Origin of the sequence: Dietzia cinnamea NBRC 102147, from assembly GCF_001571065.1 — a bacterium.
In the GTDB taxonomy this organism is placed as follows: domain Bacteria; phylum Actinomycetota; class Actinomycetes; order Mycobacteriales; family Mycobacteriaceae; genus Dietzia; species Dietzia cinnamea.
Map to the genome: position 1 here is coordinate 1 of NZ_BCSW01000001.1, position 26,039 is coordinate 26,039.

Genomic DNA, 26,039 nt, shown 5'->3' on the forward strand with positions numbered 1-26,039 from the left:
CTAGGCTGGCCGGCGTCGTCGAGGCCGCCAGGTCCCTCCTCGGCCTCCGATATCACCGCCACGAGGTCATCGTCGTCAACGACGGGTCGTCCGACAACACCTTCCGCGTCCTCATCGAGGCGTTCGACCTGGTCCGCGCCAACCGCGAGGTGCCCTACGAGATCCCCACCCGCCAGACCCCCCGCGGCATCTACGTCCCCCGCGACGGCTACACCCGCCTCACGGTCATCGACAAAGCCAACTCCGGCCGCTCCGACTCGATCAACGTCGGCATCAACGCCTCCGTCGAGGACCTCATCATCTGCGTCGACGGTGACTCCCTGCTCGACCCCGACGCCCTGCTCGTCGTCACCGAACCCTTCGCCGACGACCCGCTCCGCACCGCCGCTACCGGCGGCGTCGTCCGGGTCGTCAACGGGTGCACCATCCGCTCCGGACAGATCATCGACGTCCGGATGTCCCGCAACGTGCTCGCCCAGATCCAGGCGCTCGAGTACCTGCGATCGTTTTTCCTCGGCCGCTCCGGATGGTCCAAGCTCCGCGCCCTCATCCTCATCTCCGGGGCTTCCGTCGCGATCTGCTGGTGGAGGTCGGCGGCCTCGACCCCGATTCCATCGGAGAAGACTTCGAACTGGTCATGCGCATCCACCGCCTGCTGCGGGAGCGCGACCAGGAGTACAGCGTCACATTCGTGCCCGAGCCGGTGTGCTGGACCGAGGTGCCGGAGACGCTGCCGGTCCTACGTAAGCAGCGCGCCCGCTGGCACCGGGGACTGTGGGAGACCCTCGTCAAACACCGCGTCATGTTCGGCAACCCCCGCTACGGGCGGGCCGGGGTCCTGGCCGTGCCCTACTACTGGGCCTTCGAACTGTTCGCCCCACTCATCGAGGCCGTCGGCCTGGTTCTCATGGTCCTCGGATTCGCGCTCGACCTGGTCAACCCCACCACGTTCTGGCTGTTCCTGGCGGTCGCCTACGGATACGCGATCGTCGTGGCGCTGGCGGCCGCCGCCGTCGACGAGGTGTACTTCTCGCGCTACTACCGCTTCGGGAGTCTGCTCTCGCTCATCAGCTCGGCCGCCCTGGAGAACATCGGCTACCGCCAGCTCCACGTGGTGTGGCGACTGCGCGGCTGGTGGCAGGCACTCCGCGGGACCGAGCAGAACTGGGGCGTCATGACGCGACGCGGATTCACCACCGAGAACGTGTCATGAGCCCGCGCGAGAAGCAGGCGCCCGAGGTCTCGCGGATCCTGCGCGACAAGAGCCGCCGGATGCTGATCCTCGTCGTGGTGGTGGCGCTGCTGGGGCCGCTGATGCTGCTCCTCCAGTACAAGCTCTCGCAGCGCACCAGCACCGTCTACACGCCGGTCGTCGACGCCACGAGCCACCTGGTGATCGCGATGCGGTGGGCCCAGTCCGACCTGCGGATCGATCGCGTCTACGACGTAACGGGGGCGGAGGACCGACTGCGGGCGCTCAAAACCGACTCCGACGAGACGCTCGCCGAGTTGGACCGGCTTATCGGCGACGACGCCGAGTTCACCCCCGCCCTGGCAAGGCTGACCGCCTCGTCCGCGAGCTGGTGGTCGTACGCCGACTCGATCGTGGGGATGGAGGAGGGGTACTCGGCCGCCGACGATCCGACCGGCCGCGCGCAATCCGTCAGCGCGCTGGCCGACTTCTCCGAGATGATCGCGGCAGCGGACTCGATCCACACCCTCGCCAGTGACGAGCGCGTCCGGATGCGCGGCCTACGGACCCGGGTGCTGGTCGGCGGCTCGGCAGCGGCCTTAGCGATGACCCTCGCCGCCGCCCTCGCGATCGTCCGCGGGACCCGTCGGACCGCCGAGGAGATCGTCGACCCCATCGAGGAGATGGCCGCCGTGGCCCGACTCGACACGGTTGGCGGCCGGGGCACCCGGGCGCGCACCGACCACGGGCCGGCCGAGGTACGCGCGCTGGCCGAGGCCTTCAACACCCTGCTCGACACGCGGGACGACTATGAGGCCGGGCGCGAGGAGCAGCTCAGCAGGCTCGAGGAGCTGGACCGGCAGAAAGACGCATTCGTCTCCACGGTCAGTCACGAGCTGCGCACTCCGCTCGCGTCGATCGTGGGCTACACGGAGATGCTCTGCGACGGCGACGGCGGGGAGCTGACGAGCGCGCAACATCGCCTGGTCGGGTGGTCCAACGTAATGCCGACCGCTTGCGCGGTCTCATCGAGGACCTGCTGATCCTCAGCCGCATCGAGGCACAGAACCTCGATATCGCCCACGAGCGGCTGGACCTCGGCGAGGTGGTGAGGAACGTGACCGAGTCGCTGCAGCCCGCGGCCGTCCGCGCGGGCCTGGCGCTGGTCGAACAGGTCGAGCCGGCCGAGGTCATCGGTGACGCCCTCCAGCTGGAGCGGGCCGTGACCAACCTCGTCAGCAACGCGATAAAGTTCACGCTCGGAGGTGGATCGGTCACCGTCGGCCTGACCGTCGACGAGCACGTCGCCACCGTCACGGTCGCCGACACGGGCATCGGCATCCCCGAGGCCGAACAGGAACACCTCGGCACCCGGTTCTTCCGGTCGAGCACCGCCCAGCACCGCTCGATCCCCGGGACCGGCCTGGGGGTGAACATCGTGCAGGCGATCGCCGACGCGCACGGCGGCGGCCTCGACTTCGACTCGGTGGAGGGCGAGGGCACCACGTTCCGGCTGGCGGTCCCCCTGTGGAGCGCCGGCGCCGGGTCGCCCACCACCTGAGCCGGGCTACAACCCCAGCCGCGTCCGCAGTTTCATCGCGCCGAAGTACATCGACGCCTGCTTCTTCTTGTCCGGGCCGAACGGCGGCACCATGAAGTCGGCAGCGGAGTAGTCGAACGAGTGCAGCGCCACCGCCCGCTCGTGCGTGAAGGTCCGGAAGCCGTAGCGGCCGTGGTACGAGCCCATGCCGGAGTTGCCTACGCCGCCGAAGGGGATGGCGGAGGAGACCATGCCGATGCCGAAGTCGTTGCCGTAGATGTTGCCGGAACGGGTGCGGTCGGCCACCGTCTCGAACCGCTCGTTCTTCTCTCCGTACCAGTACAGGACGAGCGGGCTGGGCCGGTCGTTGATGTACCGGATGGGCTCCTCGACGCTCTGGTAGCCGAAGACGGTGAGGACGGGGCCGAACACCTCGTCGGAGTCGATGTCCATCTCCGGGGTGACGCCGGTGAGCAGGGTGGGCGCGATCTTCCGGGTGAGCGCGTCCGGCAGCCGCTCCCCCGTCGGTGCGGCTTCCCGCTTGGTCGCGCCCTTGGCCACGGCGTCGTCCACCAGCCCGACGATCCGCTCGTAGTTCGAGGTGTTGACCGTGGCGGTGTAGTCCGGGTTACCGACGATCGCCGGCAGGGTGCGACGCCACTGGTCCAACACGGTCTCGCAGAACGCGTCGTACTGGTCGTCGTGCACGAACACGTAGTCCGGGCACATGCAGACCTGACCACCGTTGACCAGGCGGGCGGAGGCGATGTTGCGCGCTGCCCGCTCGAGGCCGGCGGAGGCGTCCACGACCACCGGGTTCTTGCCGCCGAGCTCGAGGGTCACCGGGGTGAGGTTCTCGGCGGCGTCCCGGGCGATGGACTTGCCGACGCCGGGCGAGCCGGTAAAGAACAGGTGGTCGTACGGGAGGCGGGAGAAGTCGGATCCGCGGCCGTGTTCGGGGCCGGCAAAGGCCAGCTCGTCGACGGCGAAGTATTCCGGCGCCCGGCTGCAGAGCACCTCCGTGGTGTGCGCGGTGACCGAGCTCGGGCGGATCATCACCCGGTTGCCGGCGGCCAGCGCGGAGCCCGCGGGGACAATCGTGAGGTAGAGCGGGAAGTTCCAGGGGCCGATGATCCCCACGACGCCCTTGGGGTCGTGCCGGATCTGCTGCGTGAAGCCCAGGCGGTCCAGGGCGCGCGAAGGCCGGGTGGGCCTCATCCACTTGCGGACGTGGCCGCGCTGGTGGTCCAGGTCCGGGATCGAGGAGGCGATGTCGGAGAGCGTGGAGAGCGTCTCGGGGCGGGAGCCGTAGTCCTCGCGCATGGCCTCGGTGAGCTCGGCGGCGTTGTCCAGGACGAGCTTCTTGAGCCGGCTGATGCGGTCGCGGCGGATCTTGGCGCCGGGCTGCGGGTCGGCGAGGAAGGACTGCTGCTGCCGCTCGAGGATCTGCGCGAGCGTGAGGTCGCGGGCGGTGGGGGTCGTGGCCATGCCCCCAGGGTAGAACGTGTTCTCGCCATGTGCGAGCCGGCTGGAAGCACGGGACGTTACAGAAGATTCTAAGTAGATGAATATTTTCACAAAACTCTTATCGGGTAGCCAATCGCTTGGAGACGTGCTTACATCGCCCATGTCACATCCCTCCACACGTAAGGAAGAGAATCCATGCGCACTCGCGTCACTCTCGCCGCGTTCGCGGTCGCCGCCCTGGCGTCCACTCCCCTCGCCAACGCCCAGTCAGCCGAGTTCATGCTCGAGGCCCAGGCCGCCTCGACCGCGGCCGGCTCCAGCATCCCGGCCGGCTCGCTCGGCTCCATCGGCGCGCCCGAGGACGACGGCCCCGCTCTCGGCACCAACCTGGGTACCGTCGACGGCGACCGCTCGGTCGGCTGCGACGTCAACTGGGTCGCCGAGGCGATCAACGCCCGCACGGTCGGCGAGGGCGACCTCTACCTCGACCGCGACGGCAAGCCGGTCAACAGCCCCGCGAATGGCGGCTTCGTCTCCGAGCTGAGCTCCGGCTTCGACAGCCCCGGCGAGCTGCAGCTCCAGCACTGGATCAACGGCAACACCTTCCACTGGCGTACGCCGGTCGCCACCCAGGTGCCGATCAATGACGCGGTCCTCACCCTGACGTTCGAGCCGAACACCTTCACCCAGGCGCCGAACGGCGGAGAAACGAATTTCTTCGAGACGCGCGAGGACGCCTTCGGCATGCCGGACTACACCTGGGACGTCAAGCTCCCTGAGCCCGTCGTCACCGGCTCGGCGGAGGAGGGCTACACGCTCACCTACGAGCTCGGCGATCTCGACGCCAAGACGGGCGTCGGCGTCCAGGTCAGCGGCCCCGTCGCCGCCGAGACCAAATCGATGACCGGCACCGCCACCCTGACCGGCACCTACCCGGTCGGCAGCGGCACCTGCACCCCGGTGCAGGGCTCGATCGCCGGCACCCCGCTCGGCTCGCTCGCCGGTTCGCTCACCGACCTCGGCAGCTGATCCCGCCGCACCCGAGCGCAGCACAGCGCTGACACCGAACATCGCACCCCCTGCCGATCGGCAGGGGGTGCGGTCGTTCTCAGGGCCGGTCCAGGTCCCCGGCTACGCCCAGTACGGGTCCTTGAGCGTCCGCTTGACCAGCTTGCCGTTGGCCTGCCGCGGCAGCTCGTCCACCACGTCGATCGAGCGCGGCATCTTGTACTTGGCCAGCCGGGCGCTCAGGTCGGAGAGGATCTGCGCCGTGAGCTCGTCGGACTCGGTGTAGCCCTCCGCCAGCTCGATGACGGCCTTGACCTCCTCGCCCCAGTCGGCGTGCGGGATGCCGAACACGGCGGCGTCGCGGACCGCGTCGTGGCGGGTCATCTCCGCCTCGATCTCGGCCGGGTAGATGTTCACGCCGCCGGAGATGATCATGTCGTTCTTGCGGTCGCAGAGGAACAGGTAGCCGTCCTCATCGACGTACCCGATGTCGCCCATCGTGAACAGCTCGCCCACGTAGGTCTTGGCGGTCTTCTCGGCGTCCTGGTGGTACTCGAACCGCGAGCCGTGCATCTGGAGGTACACGTTGCCGATGTCCCCGGTGGGCAGCTCGTTGCCGTCGTCGTCGAGGATCTTGAGGGTGGTGGTACGCCACGGCCGCCCCACCGATCCCGGCTTGCGCAACCACTCCTCGCCGGTGATGGTGCAGCCGCCGCCCTCGGTGCCGGCGTAGTACTCGGTGAGCACCGGGCCCCACCAGTCGAGCATCGCCTGCTTGACGTGCTGGGGGCACGGCGCGGCGCCGTGGACGATCGTCCGCAGGCTCGACACGTCGTACGTCGCCCGCACGTCCTCCGGCAGCTCGAGCAGCCGCGAGAACTGCGTGGGCACCATGTGCGACTGCGTCACCCCGTGCGCGTCAATGAGCCGCAGCATCTCCTCCGGCGTCCACTTGTCCATGAGCACCACGGCCTGGCCCAGGTTGAGCGAGATGGCCACAAAGTTGAGCACGGCCGTGTGGTACAGCGGCGAGCCGCAGATGTGGACGTTGTCCGGACCCTCGATGCCGAAGCCGGCGAAGAAGTAGTAGTTGGGCACCGTCACCTGGTCCGGGCTCGCCCCGGTGAGCGGGCGGCGCACGCCCTTGGGGCGGCCGGTGGTGCCACTGGTGTAGAGCATCGGCGCGCCGAGCGTGCGGTCCCGCGGCAGCGGGTCGGACCCCTCGGCGCGCGCGGTGAGCTCGGCCAGCGGCCGGAAGCCCGGGACGTCGCCGATCGCGTAGCAGCGCGCGGGGTCGAGCCCGGCCTCGCTCGCGGCGGCGGAGGCCACGTCGGCGAACCGCTCGTCGGCCACGAACACCGTCGAGCCCGAGTTCTCCAGGATGTACGCCACCTCCGGCCCGGTGAGGTGCCAGTTGGCCGGCGCCACGTACAGGCCGATCTCCAGGGCGGCAAAGTACACCTCGAGGAAGCCGATCCCGTTGGGCGCCAGCAGCACGATGCCGTCGCCGGCCGTCAGGCCCAGCGCCTGCAGGCCGCGCGCGTAGCCGTGTGCGGCGTCGGCCAGCTCGCCGAAAATGACCTGGCGGCCCGAGGCCTCGATGACGGCGGTGCGGTGGGGCTCGGCCTCGGCGATGCGGTAGACGCTGGTCACGTGCTCCCCGGTGCGGGGGTCGAGGATGCCGGCGTCGGCGGGAACGGACGGGGCGGGCGCAGTCATGCCCTCCACACTAGAACGTGTTATCGCCACGATGTCGGAACTTCGGCCCAGCACGGCACACGACGGCCACACGCCGGGCGCCGGAGGCGGGATTATCCTCGTCGTCATGAGCCCGAATCCCCAACGCCCCTCGCGCTCTCACCAGTCGCCGCGCCGCCGACTCCGCGCGACCGACGCCCAGCGCGACTCGGTGTGGAAGGCCCTCGACGCCGCCATGACCGACGGCCAACTCGACCGCTTCGAGCACCTCGAGCGCACCCGCGCCGTCCACCGCACCACCTACGTGGACGAGCTGCGCCCCCTCGTGGCCGACCTGCAGGGCGTCACCACCGACCTGCCCGACGAGAGCGGCCGCCCGGCCCGCGCCGGGGACGCCGCCGGGCTCGAGAAGCACGGGGGCGAGAAGCCCGCGGGCGACACGCGCCGGCGTCAGTGGCCGGTCGTGGCGGGCGTCGCCGCCGCCCTCGTCGTGGTGGGCGTCGCGGTGGTCGCCTCCCCTCCCGGTGACACCCCGGGCCCGGACCTCCCGTCGATCTCCGCCCCCGCCGAGCCGGGCCCGCTCCACACCGACGAGGGCCTGGAGCGGATGCTCGCCTCCGCCCGCGAGGAGTTCGGCGACGTCCCGATCGACGTGCTCACCGTCCACGGCGACCGCGCGACCCTGATGTACGAGGACCCCACCGAGCCCGGCAAGCGCCTGTCGCACCAGTTCAGCGGGGGCGAGTGGCAGGAGCCCTCCTTCCACTCGCGCACCGAGTCGGCGACCTTCCGGCTCGACGGGATCGACGCCACCACGGTCATGGACGCACTCGAGTCCGCGCCCGCCGAGCTGGGCCGCGAGGGCGCCCCGGTCAGTCACGTCTCGGTGTTCGCCGACGTGTTGGGCGAGCCCGAGTTCACCGTCGCCGTGCACGCCGGCGAACGCCTGGGCACGGTCCGCTACGACCACGACGGCGACGTCCTGCGCGTGGACGCCCCGAACTGATCCCGCCACCGGACCCGGCCGGGCCCGCGCGAGGGTAACGGAATTCTCACCCGCGGCTATCCTCGGGGCCATGGCCACCACTTCTGGTCCGACGCCCCTCCGGGCCACGGACGCCGATCGCGCCGCCGTGCTCGACGCCCTCGACACGGCCCACGACTCCGGGCATCTCGACCACGTGGAACACTACGAACGCGTCCGCGCGGCCACCGCCGCCCGCCACCTCGACGACCTCCGCCCGCTGGTGGCCGACCTCCAGGGCAAGGTCCGCCTCCCCGCCGGCCGCACGCCCGCCCGTCGGACGAACACCTCGTCGTCGTCACCCCACCGCACCACCCCCCTCTCCGCCGAGCAGATCCGCGACATCGAGGTGCCGACGCAGTGGTCCACCCGCAAGAGCGTCGGCGTGGCCGCCGTGGTCCTCGCCGGGGCGCTGGGCCTGTTCCTCGCGCTGGCGCCGCTGAGCGACGACACGCGGCCGATCGACGACCCCGGCGAGTCCGTGATCGCCCGGCCCGCGCCCGCGGGGGACGAGGGGCCGGGGGCGACGACGGCGAGGCCCGCGTCTTCGACACCCCCTCGGCGCTCTCGGCGGAGGGCCTCACCCGCATCCGCGACACCGCACCCGACGCCGCCGGCTCCGAGGTGGCCACCGACCTCGTGGTGTACCCCGAGTACGCGGTCCTCACCTGGCCCGACGCGGAGCACCCCAGCCGCGAGTTCCGCATGACCTACCGCAGGGGCTGGGACGACCGCGACGACTCGCCCGCCTCACCCCTGCCCGACCCGACGTTCCGGATCGCCGACATCGACCCGGCCCTCGTCGCCTCCGTGGTCCGCGGCGCCCCCGAGACCCTCGGGATCCCCGACCCCACCAGCACGTACGTCATCATCGACGCCGACGAGCAGGGCCTGCCCCAGTACCGGGTGTACGTGAGCAACGACGTCCACCTGAGCGGCTACCTACTCGTGGACCACACCGGCGAACCCAAGAGCATCCACGCCCCGTAGACGGCCTCCTCAGTCGAGAAGATCCAGGTAAGCCTTCCGAGCCTTCATTGCGTGGATGATCTCGATAGAACCATCGTCATACCGCAACGCGACGATCTCGAGCACCCGACCCACAGTGTCGAACCCCAGGGCAAGAATGCGTTGTGGATGGTCATCGTCGAGTGGACCGGTCAACAGCGGAGAATCGAATGCGGTGCGAATCTCCCCTTCGGTCAGGCCATGCTTGAACGCCGACCGCCGAAGGATCACGAGGCCGAGGCCCACTCCGCGAGTGCCCTGCGGATCGCGTCGGACCGGTTGAGGTGCTCGCGCTCCGCACGTGCCATCACGGCTTCGAGCTCAGCGTCCGTCAAACGGACGGGGACGACCTTGGACGTGCCACCCGCGCGAACCGGCCTGCCCATTCGCGGGCGGAGCCATTCCGGGTCATATCCCTTTTCCGCCTCGTCGACCCACTTGTCGATCTGGCTCTCGGTCACATCGCGACCCTCGATCTTCCGCTCCATGGCGACTAGTGTAATACGAATGTCCTCGGCGGTCACCCCCGCGCACGTGCCGTGCCCTAGACGCCCCTTCCAGGGCACCCCAGGTCAGCGCGCCGCCGCGCCGGGGGCCCCGCCGAAGCCCCTCAGTCGAGGAGCGTGGCGAGCTTCTCGATCTCCTCGACCGACCGACAGGTCACGACGAGCATCGTGATGCCGGCGGCCTCCCACTCGGCGATCTGTTCGCGCACCGACGCCTCGTCACCGATGATCGCCGTGGCCTCCACCATCTCGTCCGGCACCGCGGCGGCGGCCTCGTCCTTGCGGCCGGCGCGGAACAGGCGGGTGATCTCCTCGACCTCGTCCGCGAAGCCCATGCGGCGGAACGCCTCGGCGTGGAAGTTCTTCTCCTCCGCGCCCATGCCGCCGGCGTACAGGGCGGTGAACGGCTTGTAGGCGTCGAGCACCGCGCGGCGATCGTCGGTGATGTGGAACTGGCAGAGGAACGCCACCTCGAAGTCCTCGCGGGTGCGGCGCGCGCCCGGGCGGGCGAAGCCCTCGTCGAGCCAGGCGTTGAACTCCGACGCCGTGCGCGGGGAGGCGAGGAAGCCCAGCCAGCCGTCGGCGATCTCCGCGGCCAGCGCCACGTTCTTGGGGCCCTCGGCACCCAGCCAGATGGGCACGTCCTCGCGCAGCGGGTGGACGATCGACTTGAGCGGCTTGCCCAGACCGGAGGCGTCGCCTCCGGCGTACGGCAGCGTGTAGGCCGGGCCGTCCGAGGTCACGGGTTCCTCACGCCGCAGGACCTTGCGGATGATGTCGATGTACTCCCGCGTCCGCGCGAGCGGCCTGGCGAACGGCTGGCCGTACCAGCCCTCCACCACCTGCGGCCCCGAGACGCCCAGGCCCAGGCAGAAGCGGCCGCCGGACAGGTGGTCGAGCGTCAGGGTGCTCATCGCGGTGGCCGTGGGCGTGCGCGCCGAGAGCTGCACGACGGCCGTCGACAGGCGGATGTTCTCCGTCATGGAGCCGTACCAGGCCAGCGGCGTGAACGCGTCCGACCCCCACGCCTCGGCCGTAAAGACGGTGTCGAACCCCGCCCGGTCGGCGGCCACGACGAGCTCCGCGTGGTCGGCGGGCGGCTGCGCGCCCCAGTACCCCAGCTGCAAGGCGAATTTCATGGACACAGTGTGACCCACGCCGCCGGATCCGCGTGACGCACACCACGAAAAGCCGCCCGGAACTCGATGGAACGTGTTCTACTTACGGGTGTGACGTCCAGAGAGATCGTTGTCGATATCACCTCGCCGGACCAGCCCGTGCTGTCCGCCTCGCTGACGCCGTCCTTCAACTACACCAGGTCGACCGGCCCCGTGCTGGGAGCGTTCTTCACCGGCCTCCGCGACCGCCGCATCGTGGGCACCCGCGACTCCCAAGGCACCGTGCACGTCCCGCCGGTCGAGTTCGACCCGCATACGCGCGCGCCGCTCACCGAGACAGTGGAGGTCGGCTCGGGCGACGGGGTCGGCGGCGTCGTCGTGGCCTGGACCTGGGTTCCCGACCCCACCGAGTTCAACCCGCTCGACACGCCGTTCGCCTGGGCGCTCGTGCGGTTCGACGGCGCGGACACCGCCATGCTCCTGGCCCTGGCAGCTGACGGCCCCGAGGCCGTCAGCACCGGGATGCGCGTGCGCGTGCGGTGGTCGGCCGAGCGACGTGGCGACGTCCACGACATCGCGTGCGTGGTCCCCGAAGGGCACGACGACGACCACACCGACACCGACGCCCCGCCCACTGACGGCGAGCCCGTCACCGGGATCGTCACCCCCATCGGCCTGTCGGTGACCCACACGGCCGCGCCCGCGGAGAGCGAGTTCCTACGCGCCATCGTGCAGGGCCGGATGCTGGGGCGCCGCCGCTCCAACGGCCCCGAGGTCTACGTCCCGCCGCGCGACTACTGCCCGTCCGACGGGGTGGCCATGGGCGAGTACCTCGAGGTCGCCGACGTCGGCACCGTCACCACGTTCGGCATCGTCAACGTGCCGTTCGCGGGGCAAGAGATCAAGCCCCCGTACGTCACGGCCTACATCCTGCTCGACGGCTCCGACGTTCCCGTCCAGCACCTCGTCCTGGGCTGCGAGGCCTCGGAGATGCGGATCGGGATGCGCGTGCGCGCGGTGTGGGCGCCGGAGTCCGAGCGGCCCGCGTCCATGAAGGCCATCACGCACTTCGAGCCCAGCGGTGAGCCCGACACCGATCCCGCCACCGTCGCCACACACCTGTAGAGGACACCTCGTGACCCAGACTGCTCCCCGGGACGTGGCCGTCATCGGTTTCGCCCACGCCCGCCATTCCGAGTCCACGTTCGGCACGACCAACGGTGTCGAGATGCTCGCCCCCGTCTTCGCCGAGTGCTACCGGCAGACCGGCCTCGACCGCACCGACATCGAGTTCTGGTGCTCGGGCTCGTCGGACTACCTGGCCGGCCGCGCCTTCTCCTTCATCTCCGCCGTCGACTCGATCGGCGCCGTGCCGCCGATCTCCGAGTCGCACGTGGAGATGGACGCCGCCTGGGCACTGTTCGAGGCGTACCTCAAGATCGCCGCCGGCCACGCCGACACCGCACTGGTCTACGGCTTCGGAAAGGCCTCCGCCAGCGCGGACCTCGACACCGCGCTCGCACTGCAACTCGACCCCTACACCGTGGCCCCGCTGTGGCCGGGCCGCCATCACGTGGCCGCGCTGCAGGCCCGGTCCGGCATCGACGCCGGGCGCTGGTCGGAGGCCGAGATGGCCGCCGTCGCCGCCCGCGCACACGGCCGGGACGCCACCGAACTCCTGGACGAGCCGTACATCGCCGACCCGCTGCGCCGCCACGACTGCCCGCCCGTCACCGACGGCGCCGCCGCGATCATCCTCGCCGCCGGCGACCGCGCCCGCGAACTGGTCGCCGACCCGGCCTACATCTCGGGGATCGAGCACATCGCCGACTCCGCCGAGTTCGGGGCGCGCGATCTCACGGATTCGCCCTCGGCCCGTGCTGCCGCGGTCCGGGCGAGTGGCTCGTCGTCGTCGTCGGATCGTCCTGACCTCGGCGGCGTCGGCGTCGCCGAGCTGCACACCCAGTACACGCACCAGGAACTGCTCCTCCGCGCGGCGCTGGACCTGCCCAGCGACGTCGTGGTGACCCCGTCGGGCGGCTCGCTGGTCGCCGACCCGCTGTTCTCCGCGGGGCTCGAGCGCATCGGCTACGCCGCCGAGGCCATCTGGTCCGGAGGCACCGAGCGCGCCCTGGCCCACGCGACCAGCGGCCATCTGCTGCAGCAGAACCTCATCTGCCTCCTGGAAGGACGCACCGAATGAGCGCCCACAGCTCCGGCCTGCCCGCCGCCGTGCTCGGCACCGGTCAGACCCACCACGTCTCGCGCCGCACCGACGTCTCCATGGCCGGCCTCTGCCGCGAGGCCATCGACGCCGCCATGGCCGACGCCGGTGTGGGCTGGGACGACATCGACGCGGTGATCGTGGGCAAGGCCCCCGACCTGTTCGAGGGGGTCATGATGCCCGAGTTGATGATGGCCGATGCCCTGGGCGCCGTGGGCAAGCCGCTCCTGCGGGTGCACACCGCCGGCTCCGTCGGCGGATCCACCGCGATCGTGGCCGCCTCCCACGTCCAGTCGGGGCGGTATCGGCGCGTGCTGGCCGTGGCGTGGGAAAAGCAGTCCGAGTCCAACGCCATGTGGGCCCTTTCGCTGCCCGTGCCGTTCACCGCGCCGGTCGGCGCCGGCGCCGGCGGTTACTTCGCCCCGCACGTGCGCTCCTACATCCGGGGCAACGGCGCCCCAGAGCACGTGGGCGCCATGGTCGCGGTCAAGGACCGGCTCAACGGCTCCATCAACCCCTACGCGCACCTCAAGCAGCCCGACATCACCGTCGACACGGTGCTCGAGGGCCAAATGCTGTGGGACCCGATCCGCTTCGACGAGACCTGCCCGTCCTCCGACGGCGCGTGCGCGATCGTGATCGGCGACGCCGAGGCCGCCGAGGCCGTGGAGTCCGCCGGCCGCCAGGTCGCCTGGATCCACGCCACCGCCCTGCGCACCGAGCCGGGCACCTTCGCCGGGCGCGACTACGCCAACCCGCAGGCCAGCCGCGATGCCGCGGCCGCGCTGTGGGCCGAGGCCGGGATCACCAACCCGGCCGAGGAGATCGACGCCGCCGAGATCTACGTCCCGTTCTCCTGGTTCGAGCCGATGTGGCTGGAGAGTCTCGGGTTCGCGGAACCGGGCGAGGGCTGGCGCATGACCGAGTCCGGCGTCACTGCGCGCGACGGCTCGCTGCCGGTCAACCCGTCCGGCGGCGTCCTGTGCTCCAACCCGATCGGAGCCTCGGGCATGCTGCGGTTCGCCGAGGCTGCCCGCCAGGTGATGAATCGCGCCGACGAGCACCAGATCCCCGGCGCCCGGAAGGCCCTCGGGCACGCCTACGGCGGGGGTTCACAGTACTTCTCGATGTGGGTCGTGGGAACGGATCGTAAGCGATGAACAACCCCTACCTGGACGAGTCCGGCCAGTACCGACCGCTCGAGTTGAGCGCGGCCGCTCTGGCGAGTCCGGCCTACGCCGCCGCCCGCCGATCGTGGGCCGCGACCAACGCCGGTGACCGTGACGCCTGGATCGCCGGCTGGGCGCCCGAGGGCTGCATCGAGGACCCTGTCGGTCCGTCGATGTTCGACGCCGAGGGCGTCGGCCACCGCGGTACCGAGCGGCTTTTGGAGTTCTGGGAAAAGGCCGTGGCCACCCCGGACCACATCGAGTTCCGCTTCGACCGCGGGATCGCCGCCGGCGACGAACTACTGTGCACCGGCACCATGCGCACGCATATGGGCGAGAACATCATGGACATCGACATCGCCGTGGACTACCGCGTCGACTCCGACGGCCGCCTGGTCTCCCTCCGCGCCTTCTGGGAACAGGAGGTCGCGCTGACCTCGGGCCTGCGGCCGCTCACCGACGACGACAAAGCCGCCATCGCCGGCGCACTCCGGAAGGACAACTGAAATGGCACGTGTAGTGGACGTCGAATTCTCCGTCCCGGTCTCATTCTCCCCCGTCGACCAGTACATCTCGATCGCCCGCGGCGCCGAGGCCGCCGGATTCGACCGGGTCGTCCTGCCGGATTCCCTGTTCCATCCGCGTCGTCAGGACAAGGAGTACCCGTACACGCCGGACGGCTCGCGCATGTGGGATGAGAATACCGAGTGGGTCGAGCCACTGATCGCCTCCGCCGCGATGGGCGGGGCCACCTCGACCATCCGGTTCTCCCCGCAGGTGCTCAAGGTCGGGCCGCGGAACCCGCTGCTGTTGACCCGGCAGGTCGCCTCCGTCGCACTGATGACCGGCAGCCGGCTCGACCTGGGCGTGGGGATCGGGTGGGACCCCAACGAGTTCGAATGGTGCGGCGCCCCGTTCAAAGGTCGCGGCAAACGGGTCGACGAGTCGCTGATGATCATGCGCGAGGGACTGAAGGGCGAGTGGATGGAGTTCCACGGCGACCACTTCGACTTCGATGAGCTCATCTTCACCCCGGCCCCGTCCGAGCAGGTGCCGTTCTACGTGGGTGGACACACCGAGATAGCCCTCAAACGTGCGGCACGGATCGGCCAGGGCTGGACCAGCGCGATGATGAAGTTCGACGAGATCGCGGCCACCGTCACGCGCCTGCGCGAGTTGCTCGAGGCCAGCGGCCGCTCGCTCGCCGACCGCGGCGACGGCAAGCCCTTCGCCATCCAGGTGGTCTGCCTGGACAGGTTCGGCACCCGTGGTTTCACCGAGCTGGCCGAGGCCGGGGTCACGGACATCATCGTGTTGCCGTGGATGATCGAGGGACTCGGCTACGACGCCACGGCCCAGCAGAAGATCGATTCGCTCCACCGCTTCGGCGAGAAGTACGGCCTCACCGGCTGACACCCGGCCTGCGGTGCCGATCAGGCGGGCACGTGCGCAGCGATGTCCTGGTACCGCCCGAGCTAGGACAGCCGGTCCCGCTCGGGGCGCCTCCCTCGCCGCGTACGCCTCCCCACCTCCCGCGGGAGCGTCTCCCCCGTGCGAGGGCGACCCCGGAAACACGTCAGCCCCGGCCCGGCCTGCGACAGCAGACGAGACCGGGGCTGCTCGGCCACCGCAGGGTGCGCGGCCGTGGGTGCGGTGTCAGCTCAGTGAATGACCGGGCACTTGAAGTCGACCTTCCAGTCCTGGATGGCGTTGAGCCAGCCCGAACGCAGGCGGGTCGCGTCGCCCATCGAGGTGATGTCGGGCATGTGGTCGGCGATCGCGTTGAAGATCAGCTCGATCTGCAGCTTCGCCAGGTTGGCGCCGATGCAGTAGTGCGGGCCGTTACCGCCGAACGTCAGGTGCGGATTCGGGTCGCGCAGGATGTTGAAGGTGAACGGATCCTCGAAGACGTCCTCGTCGAAGTTCGCCGAGCCGTACATGATCGCGGCACGGTCGCCCTTCTTCATGGTCACGCCGCCGATCTCGACATCCTCGGTGGCGGTGCGCTGGAACGACGAGATCGGCGAGGCCCAGCGGAGGATCTCGTCGTAGGTGGTGTCCGGGCGCTCGGCCTTGAACAGCGCCCACTGGTCCGGGTTGTCCAGGAACGCGATCATCCCGTGGGTCGTGGCGTTACGGGTGGTCTCGTTGCCGGCCACCGCGAGCAGCACCACGAACCAGCCGAACTCGTCCGCGGAGAGCTTCTCGCCGTCAACGTCGGCCTGGACCAACTTGGTCACCAGGTCGTCCCGCGGGTCGACCTCGCGCTTGGCGGCCAGCTCCATGGCGTAGCCGAGGATCTCGGCGTTGGCGGCGTTGGACTCGTCCGCCAGTTCCGGGATGTCGTAGCTGGTCATCTTGTTGGACCACTCGAAAATCTGGTGGCGGTCCTCCTGCGGGATACCGATGAGTTCGGCGATGGCCTGCAGCGGGAGTTCGGAGGCCACCTCGGTGATGAAATCTCCCCCGCCCTTGGCAGCGGCGGTCTCCACGATGTTCCGCGCCTTCTCGGCGAGGTTCTCACGCATCTTCGCGATGTTCCGCGGGGTGAACCCCTTGGAGATGATGCGGCGGTACTTCTTGTGCTCGTCGCCGTCCTGGTTGATGAACAGGAAGCGCGTCATCTCGACGATCTCGCGCTCGGTCCCGGGCGCGAAGCGCGGGATCGCAGTGTTCTCCCAGGTGGAGAACACCTCGTTGGTGCGCCGGGAGATCTCCTTGACGTCTGCGTGCTTGGTGACGACCCAGTAGCCGTCGTCGTCGTACCCGTCCGCGCCCGGCTCGTTGGCGCACCACCAGATCGGCTCGGTCTGCCGCAGGTGCATCCACTCCGGATGCGGAAGTCGCTTCTGGTAGAGCTCCGGGTCGGTGAAGTCGAACCCCTCGGGAATGGTGACTGGCTGCACTGGCACTCCTTGGCCGCGTCGGTTTGCGTCAGGTGTTCGCTCCCACAACCCGGATACTGCGAACCCCTCGCCCGGGCTGTAATCTAGAACACGTTCCACACACCATACTAGAACACGTTCAGCTCCGGCCAGGCCTACCTCCGGCCGGATTCCCGGAAGGAAAACCATGGGAAATCCCGTCATCGTCGAGGCCGTACGCACCCCGATCGGCAAGGCACGCGGCGCGCTGTCGGGCCTCCACCCCGCGCACCTGCTGGGCGCCTCCCAGAAAGAGGTCGTCCGCCGCGCAGGCATCGACGCCACCCTGGTCGAGCAGGTCGTCGGCGGCTGCGTGACCCAGGCCGGCGCACAGGGCAACAACGTCACCCGCGGCGCCTGGCTCGCCTCCGGCCTGCCCTGGCAGACCGCGTGCACGACCATCGACTGTCAGTGCTCGTCCGCGCAGCAGGCCAACCACTTCGTCGCCAACCTCATCCACGCGGGTGCCGTGGACGTCGGCATCGCCTGCGGCGTCGAGTCGATGAGCTGGATCGCGCTCCGCGCGGCCGTCGGCAACGGCGAGAACGGCATGCCCCGCCCCGACGACTGGACGGTGGATCTGCCCGACCAGTTCACGGCCGCCGACCGGATCGCCAAGCGTCGCGGCCTGAGCCGAGCCGATCTCGAGGAGCTGGGCGTCCGGTCGCAGGCCAATGCGCAGCGCGCGTGGGACGAAGGCCGGTTCGATCGCGAAACCTTCGCCGTCGAGGCCCCCGAGCGCCTCAAGGACGGCACCTACACCGGCGAGACGGTGACCGTCACCCGCGATCAGGGCCTGCGGGAGACCACCGCCGAGGCGCTCGCCGGCCTCACGCCGGTCCTCGAGGGCGGCCTGCACACCGCCGGCACCTCGAGCCAGGTGTCCGACGGCTCGGCGGCGGTCCTGCTCATGGACGAGGACGTCGCCAAGGCGCACGGCCTCGAGCCCCGCGCGCGCATCGTCCACCAGGCACTGGTCGGCGGCGAGCCCGAATACCACCTCGACGGCCCGGTCCAGGCCACGCAGCGCGTCCTCGACCGCTCGGGCATGTCGATCTCCGACTTCGATCTCTTCGAATGCAACGAGGCGTTCGCCTCCGTGCTCCTAAGCTGGGCGCAGGTGCACGGGCCCGACATGGACAAGATCAACGTCAACGGAGGGGCCATCGCGATCGGCCACCCCGTCGGCAGCACCGGGTCGCGGCTCATCACCACCGCCCTGCACGAGCTCGAGCGCACGGACGGCGAACGCGCCCTCATCACCATGTGCGCGGGCGGCGCCCAGGCCTCGGCGAGCATCATCGAGAGGATTTGACATGAGCAGCAACGTCATCGAGGCGGCCGCAGGACGTCGGCAGGAGATCTTTGCCGCCATCTCGTCCGCCTCCGGCACGGACGACGCGGTCAAGGCCGTATCCCACCTCCTGGCGGTCTCGACGGACGAGGCGCGCGAGGTTCTGCGCGCCCCGCTCGAGTCGTTCGTCGGCGGCGCCACCGAGCAACCGGACACCTCGAGTCCGTCGAGCTTCGCCCTGCACCCGTTCCGCGACTCGGACGAGCACAGTGCGCTGTACAAGGCGCGCTCGACCGACGCCTCGTCGGCGACGGGCGGCACGTGGGACGAGAGCCGCACGGAGCAGGAGCGCCGCGAGGGGCTGAAACGGATCGACGCCGAGTCGGCGATGTGGTTCGTCGCCGTCGACGGCGCGCGGGGCACCCAGGTGGGCCTCGTGTTCGGCGAGCAGGTCAACGACGGCGATGTTGACGTTGCGATCTGGATCCACCCGGAGGAGCGGAAGAAGGGATACGGCCTGCTGGCGCTCAAGGAGAGCCGCCGTGAGCTCGCGGCGTTCTTCCCCGGCAAGCACGTAATCGTCCGTGCACCCATGGCCGGCGGCAAGTGACGGATCAGCAGCCCGAGACCGGCACCGACGACCCACGGCGTGGCGCGCCGTGGGTCGTCGGCGTGATCAAGGTGATGTCGCGGGCCAACACGTGGCTGTACCAGCGCACGGGCGGTCGGATCGGCGGGACCTGGCGGGTGGGATCGGCGCAGCGGGCGCCGGTCCCGGTGTGTTTGCTGACGACGACGGGGCGCAAATCCGGCGAACCACGCACGGTCCCGTTGCTGCACATCCCGGACGGAGACCGCGTCCTGTTGGTCGCCTCGCAGGGCGGGCTGCCCTCGCATCCGCAGTGGTATCGCAACATCCTGGCGGACCCGTCCGTCACCGTGCAGGTGGGCCGCCGGGTCAGGTCGATGACGGCGAGGGAGGCCACCCCGGGCGAGCGGGCCGAGTTGTGGCCGCGGCTCGTCGAGCGTTACGCGGATTTTGCTGAGTATCAGGCAAACACGAGCCGCGTGATTCCGGTGGTGATCTGCGAGCCCGCGGAGAGGTCGCGCGCCGGCCGGAGTGGTTGATTCGCCAACTTGGTGCACGTCAGCCATGCGTCATCGCCGCGGACACGATGAGGTCGCCTAACGAGTGCACGCCATTGACAAATCTTCATACTCAGAGGATTCTTACGTGACTACGGCCACAACGGGGCCCATGGAGCTGAGAGGATCCACGCCCATCGGCGGTCTGGTCAGCGCGATCACCGGCTCCGCCGGCACCGCGGCCGGCTCCGGCGGCGATCTGGCCGGCGGTTCGGGAAACCTCAACCCACTCAGCGGCTCGTCCGACCTGCCCACGCTCAGCTCGGACCCGCTCTTTGGATCTGCGGCGTTCCCCAGCTCCGCCGGGTTCAACCCGCTCGGCGGTTCGGCTGCGCTCCCGCCGCTGTCCGCCAACTTCCCGGACGGCTCCACCGAGGGCATCGGTGGCTCGGCCGAGAACATCGGTACGGGCGTCTCCGGCTCGCTGACCAACGGATCTGCCGGCGACATCACCGGTCCCCTGGGCGGTTCGATCGACAGCGGCGGGTCGCTCGAGCCGGTCATCGGCTCGGTCGTCGCGGGCGATGTCACCGAGAACATCGCGGGCTCGATCGGCAACCTCTCCGACTCGCTGTCCGATCCGGACACCGGGCTGCTCGGCTCGCTGACCGGCAACGGCGGCTCGACCGGCGGCAGCGCCGATGTCCTCACCGGCTCCTTCGGCGACCTCACCGAGGTCAACGGTTCGCTCACGTCGCTCACCGGCTCGATCGAGAACGCCTTCGACATGAGCACCGCCTCGACCAACCTCGGCTCGAGGGACGGTGCGATGTCCTCCCTCGAGACTGTCAGCAGTGTCGAGGCGAGCGTCGGCGGCCTGCTGCCGATCCTGTCGCTGGGCGGCGCTGCCGCCCTCGGCGGCGCAGCCGTCGGTGCCGCCGCAGGCGCCAACGTCCAGCTTCCGCCGCTGCCGGGCTTCCCGCTGTGCGACCTGCCGCAGGCGCAGATCGATCAGCTCGCCGGCCTCGGCTCGGTCGACGCACAGAACTGCCCGCGCCCCTGATCTGATCCGGCCTCGGCCGCCACACGCCTTCTGATCAGAGGAGCCCTGCACCCCTTTAGGTGCGGGGCTCCCTCTTGTTCGCTCACGGTGTGCTCTCGACACCCGAACCTCGGTTGAAAGATAACCGTCACGCCCTGCACGACTTCGGATGCGATTCCAGACCGGATTCTCGACCAATCTGTCTTGCAGGAGGACGGCGATGTCTTGCAACCGCGCGGGCCGGGCGCGGGGGTGCGCAGGACCCGGCGTCAGGTCAGCGGACGCCGTAGACGGGGACCGGGGCCGGCGACTCGGACAGCAGACGCGGGACCACGGAGCCGAGCTCGGCCGGATCCCACTTGGCGCCCTTGTCCTCGGAGGCGGCGCGCTGCCAGCCGTCGCAAACGGTGACCTTGCCGCCCTCGACCTCGAAGACGCGGCCGGAGACATCGCCGGACTCCTCCGAACCCAGCCACACCACGAGCGGCGAGATGTTGGCGGCGTCCATCACGTCGAACGAGCCGTCCTCGGGGGCGGCCATCTGCGCGGCCATGGCCTCACCGGCGGAGGTGGTCATGCGGGTGCGGGCGGACGGGGCGATCGCGTTGGCGGTGACGCCGTAGCCCTTCATCTCGGCCGCGGTCTGGATGGTCAGCAGCGCGATGCCGGCCTTGGCGGTCGCGTAGTTGCCCTGGCCCACCGAGCCGAAAAGGCCGGCGCCGGACGACGTGTTGATGACCCGCGCCTGGCGCGCACGGCTGGCCTTGGACTCCGCGCGCCAGTACTCGGCGGCGTGACGTAGCGGCGCGTAGTGGCCCTTGAGGTGCACGTTGATGACGTTGTCCCAGTCGCTCTCGTTCATACCGACGAGCATCTTGTCGCGCAGGAAGCCGGCGTTGTTGACCAGCACATCGAGGCCACCGAAGGTGTCGATAGCCTGCTGGACGAGGTCGCGGGCACCCTCCCACGAGGAGATGTCGTTGCCGTTGACGACGGCGTCGCCGCCGGCGGCCTTGATCTCCGCCACGACCTGCTCCGCCGGGGACTCGCCGACGTTCGACCCGTCCAGGCCGGCGCCGAGGTCGTTCACGACGACCTTCGCCCCCTCGGCGGCGAAGGCCAGCGCGTGCTCACGGCCGATTCCGCGGCCGGCGCCGGTGACGATGACGACGCGTCCGTCGCAGATTCCCATTGATGTCTCCTTTGTTGAGGTGGGCGGTGCGGGTGCTGTGGGTCAGTGCTTGTTCGCGGCGGTGGAGGCCGCCAGGAACGCGGGCTTCTCGCCGCCGCCGTGGACCAGCAGTTCGGCGCCGGTGATATACGCGGCCAGGGGCGAGGCGAGGAACGCGGCGGCGCGGCCCACGTCGACCGGCTCGGCCATGCGCCCCATGGGGATGGTGGCGTCGACGGCGGCCACCCCCTCGGCGTCGCCGTAGTGCATTTCGGCGAGCTCGGTCTTCACGGGTCCGACGACGACGGAGTTCACGCGCACGAGCGGGGCCCATTCGACGGCCAGTGACCCGGTGAGCGAGTCGATGCCGGCCTTGGCCGCGCCGTAGGAGGCGGTGCCGGGCGACGGCCGGTGGCCGGAGACCGAGGAGATGTTGACGATCGCGCCGCCGGTCGGGCCGCCGGGGCGGTCGGCGGTCATGGCCCGGTGGGCTTTCTGCGAGACGGTGAGCGCGGACAGCAGGTTGAGGGCCACGATCTTGGAGTGGAAGTTCGCGCTGGCGTCGGCGGCCAGCGCGAACGGGGCGCCGCCGGCGTTGTTGACCACCACGTCGAGCCGGCCGTGCTTGTCGACGATCGCGTCGATCATCGCCCGCACCGCCTCTGGGTCCCGGAGGTCGGCGGAGTGGAACTCGAGGTCCGCGACGTCGGAGCCCTCGTCCGCGGGTCGCCGCGCGCAGGTGACGACGACGGCGCCGGCATCGGAGAACACACGGCTGATTCCGGCTCCGACGCCCCGGACCCCTCCGGTGACGAGGACTACCTTCCCCGCCAGGCCAAGATCGATGTTCGTCATGCGTGCTAGCCTACCAAGCAAGCGTTTGGTTAGTCACCGGGCAGCCTCGGGCGGGCGGTAGCGTGCGAAGGGAGCACCATGGGCATCACGGTCGACAAGGGGGCTGACGGCATCGCGACCGTCACCGTCGACTATCCCCCCGTCAACGCCATCCCGTCCGCGGGCTGGTTCGAACTCGGCGAGCAGATCCTCGCCGCCGGCAACGACCCCGCGGTCCACGTCGTGATCCTGCGGGCCGAGGGCCGCGGCTTCAACGCCGGCGTGGATATCAAGGAGATGCAGGACTTCGAGGGCTTCGACCACCTGCTGGCCGCCAACCGCGGCTGCTACGTGGCCTTCAACTCCGTCTACGAGTGCGCGGTCCCGGTGATCGCCGCGGTGAACGGCTTCTGCGTGGGCGGCGGCATCGGGCTCGTCGGCAACGCGGACTGCATCGTCGCCTCGGACGACGCGGTGTTCGGCCTGCCGGAGGTGGACCGCGGCGCGCTCGGCGCGGCCACGCACCTGGCGCGCATGGTCCCGCCGCACATGATGCGCACCCTGTACTTCACCTCCCGCAACGTCACCGCGCAGCAGCTCCACAACTGGGGAACCGTGTACGAGGTGGTCCCCCGTGACCGCCTCGACGCGGCGGCCCGCGAGCTGGCGGAGGCGATCGCCGCCAAGGACACCCGCGTGATCCGGGCGGCCAAGGAGGCCATCAATCACATCGATCCGGTCGACGTGAAGTCGTCGTACCGCATGGAGCAGGGCTTCACGTTCGAACTCAACCTCGCGGGCGTGTCCGACGAGCACCGCGACGAGTTCGTCGCCACCGGAAAGAACCTGGACAAGCGTGACAACAAGCATGCGTGACAACAAGGCTGACGAGACGGCCGGAAGGACGGGCGAGAAGAAGTGACCACGACCCCCACCCCGCGCGACAAGCGCACGAGTCTGGACGATGCGGTGGCGCGCCTGGAGAGCGGCATGACCATCGGCATCGGCGGCTGGGGCTCGCGGCGTAAGCCGATGGCCCTGGTGCGCGCGATCCTGCGCCGCGAGGACCTCGCGGACCTGACCGTGATCACCTACGGCGGCCCGGACCTGGGCCTGCTGTGCTCGGCCGGCAAGGTCTCCAAGGCCTACTACGGTTTCGTCACCCTGGACTCGGCCCCGTTCTACGACCCGTGGTTCGCGCGCCGCCGCACCGAGGGCGCGATCATCGCCCGCGAGATGGACGAAGGCATGGTCCGCGCCGGGCTCACCGCCGCCGCGCAGCGCCTGCCGTTCCTGCCCACGCGCGCCGGTCTGGGTTCCGACGTCTTCCGCTTCTGGGGCGACGAGCTCAAGACCGTCGACTCGCCCTACCCGGTGGACGGCAAGACCGAGACGCTGGTCGCGATGCCGGCCCTGCGCATGGACGCGGCCCTGATCCACCTCGACAAGGCCGACAAGCACGGCAACGCCGCGTTCACCGGCGCGGACGGCTACTTCGACGACCTGTACGCCATGGCCGCCGACACCGTCCTGCTCGAGGCCGATGAGATCGTCGACTCCGCCGACGCTCTCATGAACGAGGTCGGACCGCAGCGCATGCTGATCAGCCGCATGTTCGTCGACACCATCTCAGAGGCACCGAATGGCGCCCACTTCACCTTCGCCGGTGGCTACGCCCGCGACGAGGCGTTCCAGAAGCACTACGCCGCGTCCGCGAAGGACGAGGACTCGTGGAAGGCGTTCGTCGACGAGTTCCTGTCCGGGACCGAGGAGGACTATCAGAAGGCCGTCACCGCGTTCGCGGAGAAGGCCGCTGCCGAGAAGGCCGCCGAGAAGGGAGCCAAGTGATGTCCGACGTCACCGCCCAGTCCGCCACGAGGGCCGAGTACTGCGCTGTCGCGTGCGCGGAGATCTTCGCCGGTGCCGGCGAGATCTTCGCCTCCCCCATGACCCCGATGGCCACCATCGGCGCGCGTCTGGCCCGGCTCACCACCGAGCCCGACCTGCTCATCACCGATGGCGAGTACCGCTTCCTCGGTCAGACCCCGCCGCTGGGCAAGACCATCGACTTCGAGGGCTACATCCCGTTCCCCCGCGTCTTCGACGTCCTGCAGGCCGGCACCCGCCACGTCGTGATGGGCGCCAACCAGATCGACCGGTTCGGCAACCAGAACCTATCCGCCTTCGGTGACGACGTGCAGAAGCCGACCCGCCAGATGTTCGGCCTGCGCGGGGCCCCCGGCAACACGATCAACCACGCCACCAGCTACTGGGTCGGCAAGCACTCCTCGCGCGTGTTCACCGAGAAGGTCGACGTGGTCTGCGGCATCGGCTACGACCGCTACACGGAGGGCGACCCGGCGTTCCGCTACCACCATCTCCACCGCGTGGTCTCCAACCTCGGCGTGTTCGACTTCGGCGGCACCGACCACAGCATGCGCGCGCTGAGCCTGCACCCGGGCGTGACCGCCGACGAGGTCGCCGAGAGCACCGGTTTCGTTATCGAGGGCCTCGCCGACGCAGCGGTCACCCGCGATCCCTCGGCCGAGGAGCTGCGCATCATTCGTGAGGTGCTGGACCCCCGCGGGTTCCGCGACCGTGAGGTGTCAGCCGCGTGAGCGCTCCCACCATCACGACCGCGTTCACCGAGCTCGTCGGCGTCCAATACCCCATAGTCCAGACGGGCATGGGCTGGGTCTCCGGACCCGAATTGACCGCCGCGACCGCCAACGCCGGCGGTCTGGGCATCATCGCCTCGGCCACGATGACCTACGCCGAGCTCGAGGACGCCATCGTGCGGACGAAGAAGCTCACCGGCAAGCCCTTCGGCGTCAACCTCCGGGCGGACGCCGAGGACGCCGCCGAGCGGTGCGAGCTGCTGATCCGCCACGGGGTGAAGGTCGCGTCGTTCGCCCTCGCGCCCAAGCCGGAGCTGATCGCCAGGCTCAAGGAGAACGGCCTCGTCGTCGTCCCCTCCATCGGTGCCGCTAAGCACGCCGTCAAGGTCGCCTCCTGGGGCGCCGACGCGGTTATCGTCCAGGGCGGTGAGGGCGGCGGACACACCGGCCAGGTCGCCACCACCCTCCTGCTCCCCAGCGTCATCGACGCGCTCGGCGGCGCGGGGAACACCTCGATCCCCGTCGTGGCCGGCGGCGGGTTCTTCGACGGACGCGGCCTGGTCGCGGCGCTGTCCTACGGCGCCGCCGGCGTCGCGATGGGAACACGGTTCCTCCTCACCAGCGATTCGCAGGTGCCGGACGCGGTGAAGAAGCAATACCTCGAGCGGGGTCTGCAGGACACGGTCGTCTCCACCCGCGTCGATGGCATGCCGCACCGCGTCCTGCGGACGGGCCTGGTCAACGCGCTGGAGTCCGGAAGCCCCCTCAAGGGGCTGACCGCGGCGGTGCAGAACGCTAATAAGTTCAAGTCCATGACGGGCATGAAGTGGCAGCAGCTCGCCAGGGACGGCCTCAACATGAAGAAGGCCACCGACCGCACCTGGCAGCAGATCGTCATGGCCGCCAACACGCCCATGCTGCTCAAGGCCGGCCTGGTCGAGGGCAACACCGATGCCGGTGTGCTCGCATCCGGGCAGGTCGTCGGCATGATCGACGACCTGCCGAGCTGCGACGAGCTGATCCAGCGGATCATGACGCAGGCACACGAGCGTCTCGCGGCGCTCCGCGCCCTGGGTTGACGGCCCGCTCGACCGTCGCCACCGACGCACCCGCACG

Annotated in this window: 28 protein-coding genes and 1 pseudogene; 21 read left to right on the forward strand and 8 right to left on the reverse strand. The window is 69.9% G+C overall.

What is annotated here, in order from left to right; translation table 11 throughout:
- Positions 1–149 precede the first annotated feature (149 nt).
- From DCI01S_RS18095 to DCI01S_RS00020, 4 genes and pseudogenes are all read left to right on the forward strand, one after another.
- A pseudogene (locus DCI01S_RS18095) lies at positions 150–329 on the forward strand (glycosyltransferase family 2 protein); the annotation flags it as partial.
- Positions 330–526: 197 nt separating this feature from the next.
- Entirely contained in the window at positions 527–1,213 is a 687-nt protein-coding gene (locus DCI01S_RS17700; protein WP_368664629.1) for a glycosyltransferase family 2 protein, read from the forward strand.
- On the forward strand, positions 1,210–2,235 hold the full coding sequence (locus tag DCI01S_RS00015; protein WP_061227379.1) for a histidine kinase dimerization/phospho-acceptor domain-containing protein: 1,026 nt from the start codon (positions 1,210–1,212) through the stop codon (positions 2,233–2,235). The genes DCI01S_RS17700 and DCI01S_RS00015 overlap by 4 nt, the downstream gene beginning before the upstream one ends.
- Positions 2,184–2,753, forward strand: a complete 570-nt coding sequence (locus tag DCI01S_RS00020; RefSeq protein ID WP_167349524.1) for a sensor histidine kinase — start codon at positions 2,184–2,186, stop codon at positions 2,751–2,753. The genes DCI01S_RS00015 and DCI01S_RS00020 overlap by 52 nt, the downstream gene beginning before the upstream one ends.
- A 6-nt stretch (positions 2,754–2,759) precedes the next feature.
- Here the strand turns inward: DCI01S_RS00020 and DCI01S_RS00025 are convergent, their stop codons facing one another.
- Positions 2,760–4,220, reverse strand: a complete 1,461-nt coding sequence (locus DCI01S_RS00025; protein ID WP_061227381.1) for an aldehyde dehydrogenase family protein — start codon at positions 4,218–4,220, stop codon at positions 2,760–2,762.
- Between the two features lie 174 nt (positions 4,221–4,394).
- Between DCI01S_RS00025 and DCI01S_RS00030 the strand changes: the two genes are divergently transcribed.
- A complete protein-coding gene (locus DCI01S_RS00030) occupies positions 4,395–5,228 on the forward strand; it encodes a hypothetical protein (protein ID WP_061227382.1) in 834 nt (277 codons plus the stop codon).
- A gap of 102 nt (positions 5,229–5,330) precedes the next feature.
- On the opposite strand, the gene DCI01S_RS00035 is transcribed toward DCI01S_RS00030, so the two are convergent.
- The gene (locus DCI01S_RS00035; RefSeq protein ID WP_174521493.1) at positions 5,331–6,926 is read right to left on the reverse strand and encodes an acyl-CoA synthetase; all 1,596 of its coding nucleotides are present in this window, start codon (positions 6,924–6,926) and stop codon (positions 5,331–5,333) included.
- 106 nt (positions 6,927–7,032) lie between these two features.
- Here DCI01S_RS00035 and DCI01S_RS00040 point away from each other — a divergent pair, with 106 nt between their 5' ends.
- The 3 genes from DCI01S_RS00040 (at position 7,033) to DCI01S_RS00050 (ending at position 8,919) form a co-directional block, all read left to right on the forward strand.
- The gene (locus DCI01S_RS00040) at positions 7,033–7,911 is read left to right on the forward strand and encodes a DUF1707 SHOCT-like domain-containing protein (RefSeq protein ID WP_061227383.1); all 879 of its coding nucleotides are present in this window, start codon (positions 7,033–7,035) and stop codon (positions 7,909–7,911) included.
- 70 nt (positions 7,912–7,981) lie between these two features.
- The gene (locus tag DCI01S_RS00045; RefSeq protein WP_061227384.1) at positions 7,982–8,638 is read left to right on the forward strand and encodes a DUF1707 SHOCT-like domain-containing protein; all 657 of its coding nucleotides are present in this window, start codon (positions 7,982–7,984) and stop codon (positions 8,636–8,638) included.
- Positions 8,635–8,919, forward strand: coding sequence for a hypothetical protein (locus DCI01S_RS00050; protein ID WP_156482519.1), 285 nt, complete (start codon positions 8,635–8,637; stop codon positions 8,917–8,919). Before DCI01S_RS00045 ends, DCI01S_RS00050 begins: the two co-directional genes overlap by 4 nt.
- A 9-nt stretch (positions 8,920–8,928) precedes the next feature.
- Here DCI01S_RS00050 and DCI01S_RS00055 read toward each other — a convergent pair whose 3' ends face one another.
- The 3 genes from DCI01S_RS00055 to DCI01S_RS00065 form a co-directional block, all read right to left on the reverse strand.
- Complete coding sequence (locus DCI01S_RS00055; RefSeq protein ID WP_061227386.1) at positions 8,929–9,183, reverse strand: BrnT family toxin; 255 nt, start codon at positions 9,181–9,183, stop codon at positions 8,929–8,931.
- Positions 9,165–9,425 (reverse strand): ribbon-helix-helix protein, CopG family, encoded by a 261-nt coding sequence (locus DCI01S_RS00060; protein WP_061227387.1) that lies wholly within the window; start codon positions 9,423–9,425, stop codon positions 9,165–9,167. Before DCI01S_RS00060 ends, DCI01S_RS00055 begins: the two co-directional genes overlap by 19 nt.
- A gap of 122 nt (positions 9,426–9,547) precedes the next feature.
- A complete protein-coding gene (locus DCI01S_RS00065) occupies positions 9,548–10,582 on the reverse strand; it encodes an LLM class F420-dependent oxidoreductase (protein ID WP_061227388.1) in 1,035 nt (344 codons plus the stop codon).
- Positions 10,583–10,648: 66 nt separating this feature from the next.
- On the opposite strand from DCI01S_RS00065, the gene DCI01S_RS00070 reads away from it, so the two are divergent.
- Genes DCI01S_RS00070 through DCI01S_RS00090 form a run of 5 tightly spaced genes read left to right on the forward strand, consistent with a single transcriptional unit; the run spans position 10,649 to position 15,367 of the window.
- The gene (locus tag DCI01S_RS00070) at positions 10,649–11,686 is read left to right on the forward strand and encodes a Zn-ribbon domain-containing OB-fold protein (RefSeq protein WP_082767556.1); all 1,038 of its coding nucleotides are present in this window, start codon (positions 10,649–10,651) and stop codon (positions 11,684–11,686) included.
- A 10-nt stretch (positions 11,687–11,696) separates the two neighbouring features.
- On the forward strand, positions 11,697–12,764 hold the full coding sequence (locus tag DCI01S_RS00075) for a thiolase family protein (RefSeq protein WP_061227389.1): 1,068 nt from the start codon (positions 11,697–11,699) through the stop codon (positions 12,762–12,764).
- Positions 12,761–13,945: a thiolase family protein gene (locus DCI01S_RS00080; RefSeq protein ID WP_061227390.1), complete on the forward strand. Its 1,185-nt coding sequence runs from the start codon at positions 12,761–12,763 to the stop codon at positions 13,943–13,945. Before DCI01S_RS00075 ends, DCI01S_RS00080 begins: the two co-directional genes overlap by 4 nt.
- The gene (locus tag DCI01S_RS00085; protein WP_061227391.1) at positions 13,942–14,460 is read left to right on the forward strand and encodes a nuclear transport factor 2 family protein; all 519 of its coding nucleotides are present in this window, start codon (positions 13,942–13,944) and stop codon (positions 14,458–14,460) included. The genes DCI01S_RS00080 and DCI01S_RS00085 overlap by 4 nt, the downstream gene beginning before the upstream one ends.
- Before the next feature lies 1 nt (position 14,461).
- Positions 14,462–15,367 (forward strand): TIGR03619 family F420-dependent LLM class oxidoreductase, encoded by a 906-nt coding sequence (locus tag DCI01S_RS00090; protein ID WP_061227392.1) that lies wholly within the window; start codon positions 14,462–14,464, stop codon positions 15,365–15,367.
- 248 nt (positions 15,368–15,615) lie between these two features.
- Here DCI01S_RS00090 and DCI01S_RS00095 read toward each other — a convergent pair whose 3' ends face one another.
- Entirely contained in the window at positions 15,616–16,860 is a 1,245-nt protein-coding gene (locus tag DCI01S_RS00095) for a cytochrome P450 (protein WP_061227393.1), read from the reverse strand.
- Between the two features lie 166 nt (positions 16,861–17,026).
- On the opposite strand from DCI01S_RS00095, the gene DCI01S_RS00100 reads away from it, so the two are divergent.
- From DCI01S_RS00100 to DCI01S_RS00115, 4 genes are all read left to right on the forward strand, one after another.
- Complete coding sequence (locus DCI01S_RS00100; RefSeq protein ID WP_061227394.1) at positions 17,027–18,193, forward strand: steroid 3-ketoacyl-CoA thiolase; 1,167 nt, start codon at positions 17,027–17,029, stop codon at positions 18,191–18,193.
- Between the two features lies 1 nt (position 18,194).
- Positions 18,195–18,782, forward strand: a complete 588-nt coding sequence (locus DCI01S_RS00105; protein ID WP_061227395.1) for a GNAT family N-acetyltransferase — start codon at positions 18,195–18,197, stop codon at positions 18,780–18,782.
- Entirely contained in the window at positions 18,779–19,300 is a 522-nt protein-coding gene (locus tag DCI01S_RS00110; RefSeq protein WP_061227396.1) for a nitroreductase family deazaflavin-dependent oxidoreductase, read from the forward strand. The genes DCI01S_RS00105 and DCI01S_RS00110 overlap by 4 nt, the downstream gene beginning before the upstream one ends.
- 130 nt (positions 19,301–19,430) lie before the next feature.
- Positions 19,431–20,321: a hypothetical protein gene (locus tag DCI01S_RS00115; protein WP_061227397.1), complete on the forward strand. Its 891-nt coding sequence runs from the start codon at positions 19,431–19,433 to the stop codon at positions 20,319–20,321.
- Positions 20,322–20,574: 253 nt separating this feature from the next.
- Here the strand turns inward: DCI01S_RS00115 and DCI01S_RS00120 are convergent, their stop codons facing one another.
- Entirely contained in the window at positions 20,575–21,492 is a 918-nt protein-coding gene (locus DCI01S_RS00120) for an SDR family oxidoreductase (protein WP_061227398.1), read from the reverse strand.
- A 42-nt stretch (positions 21,493–21,534) separates the two neighbouring features.
- Positions 21,535–22,326, reverse strand: a complete 792-nt coding sequence (locus DCI01S_RS00125) for an SDR family oxidoreductase (RefSeq protein ID WP_061227399.1) — start codon at positions 22,324–22,326, stop codon at positions 21,535–21,537.
- A gap of 78 nt (positions 22,327–22,404) precedes the next feature.
- On the opposite strand from DCI01S_RS00125, the gene DCI01S_RS00130 reads away from it, so the two are divergent.
- From DCI01S_RS00130 to DCI01S_RS00145, 4 genes are all read left to right on the forward strand, one after another.
- Entirely contained in the window at positions 22,405–23,181 is a 777-nt protein-coding gene (locus DCI01S_RS00130; protein ID WP_061227400.1) for an enoyl-CoA hydratase family protein, read from the forward strand.
- A 114-nt stretch (positions 23,182–23,295) separates the two neighbouring features.
- A complete protein-coding gene (locus DCI01S_RS00135; RefSeq protein ID WP_243699675.1) occupies positions 23,296–24,153 on the forward strand; it encodes a CoA transferase subunit A in 858 nt (285 codons plus the stop codon).
- Positions 24,153–24,923: a CoA-transferase subunit beta gene (locus DCI01S_RS00140; RefSeq protein ID WP_061227402.1), complete on the forward strand. Its 771-nt coding sequence runs from the start codon at positions 24,153–24,155 to the stop codon at positions 24,921–24,923. Before DCI01S_RS00135 ends, DCI01S_RS00140 begins: the two co-directional genes overlap by 1 nt.
- Positions 24,920–26,002, forward strand: coding sequence for an NAD(P)H-dependent flavin oxidoreductase (locus DCI01S_RS00145; protein WP_061227403.1), 1,083 nt, complete (start codon positions 24,920–24,922; stop codon positions 26,000–26,002). Before DCI01S_RS00140 ends, DCI01S_RS00145 begins: the two co-directional genes overlap by 4 nt.
- The last annotated feature ends 37 nt before the right edge of the window (positions 26,003–26,039 follow it).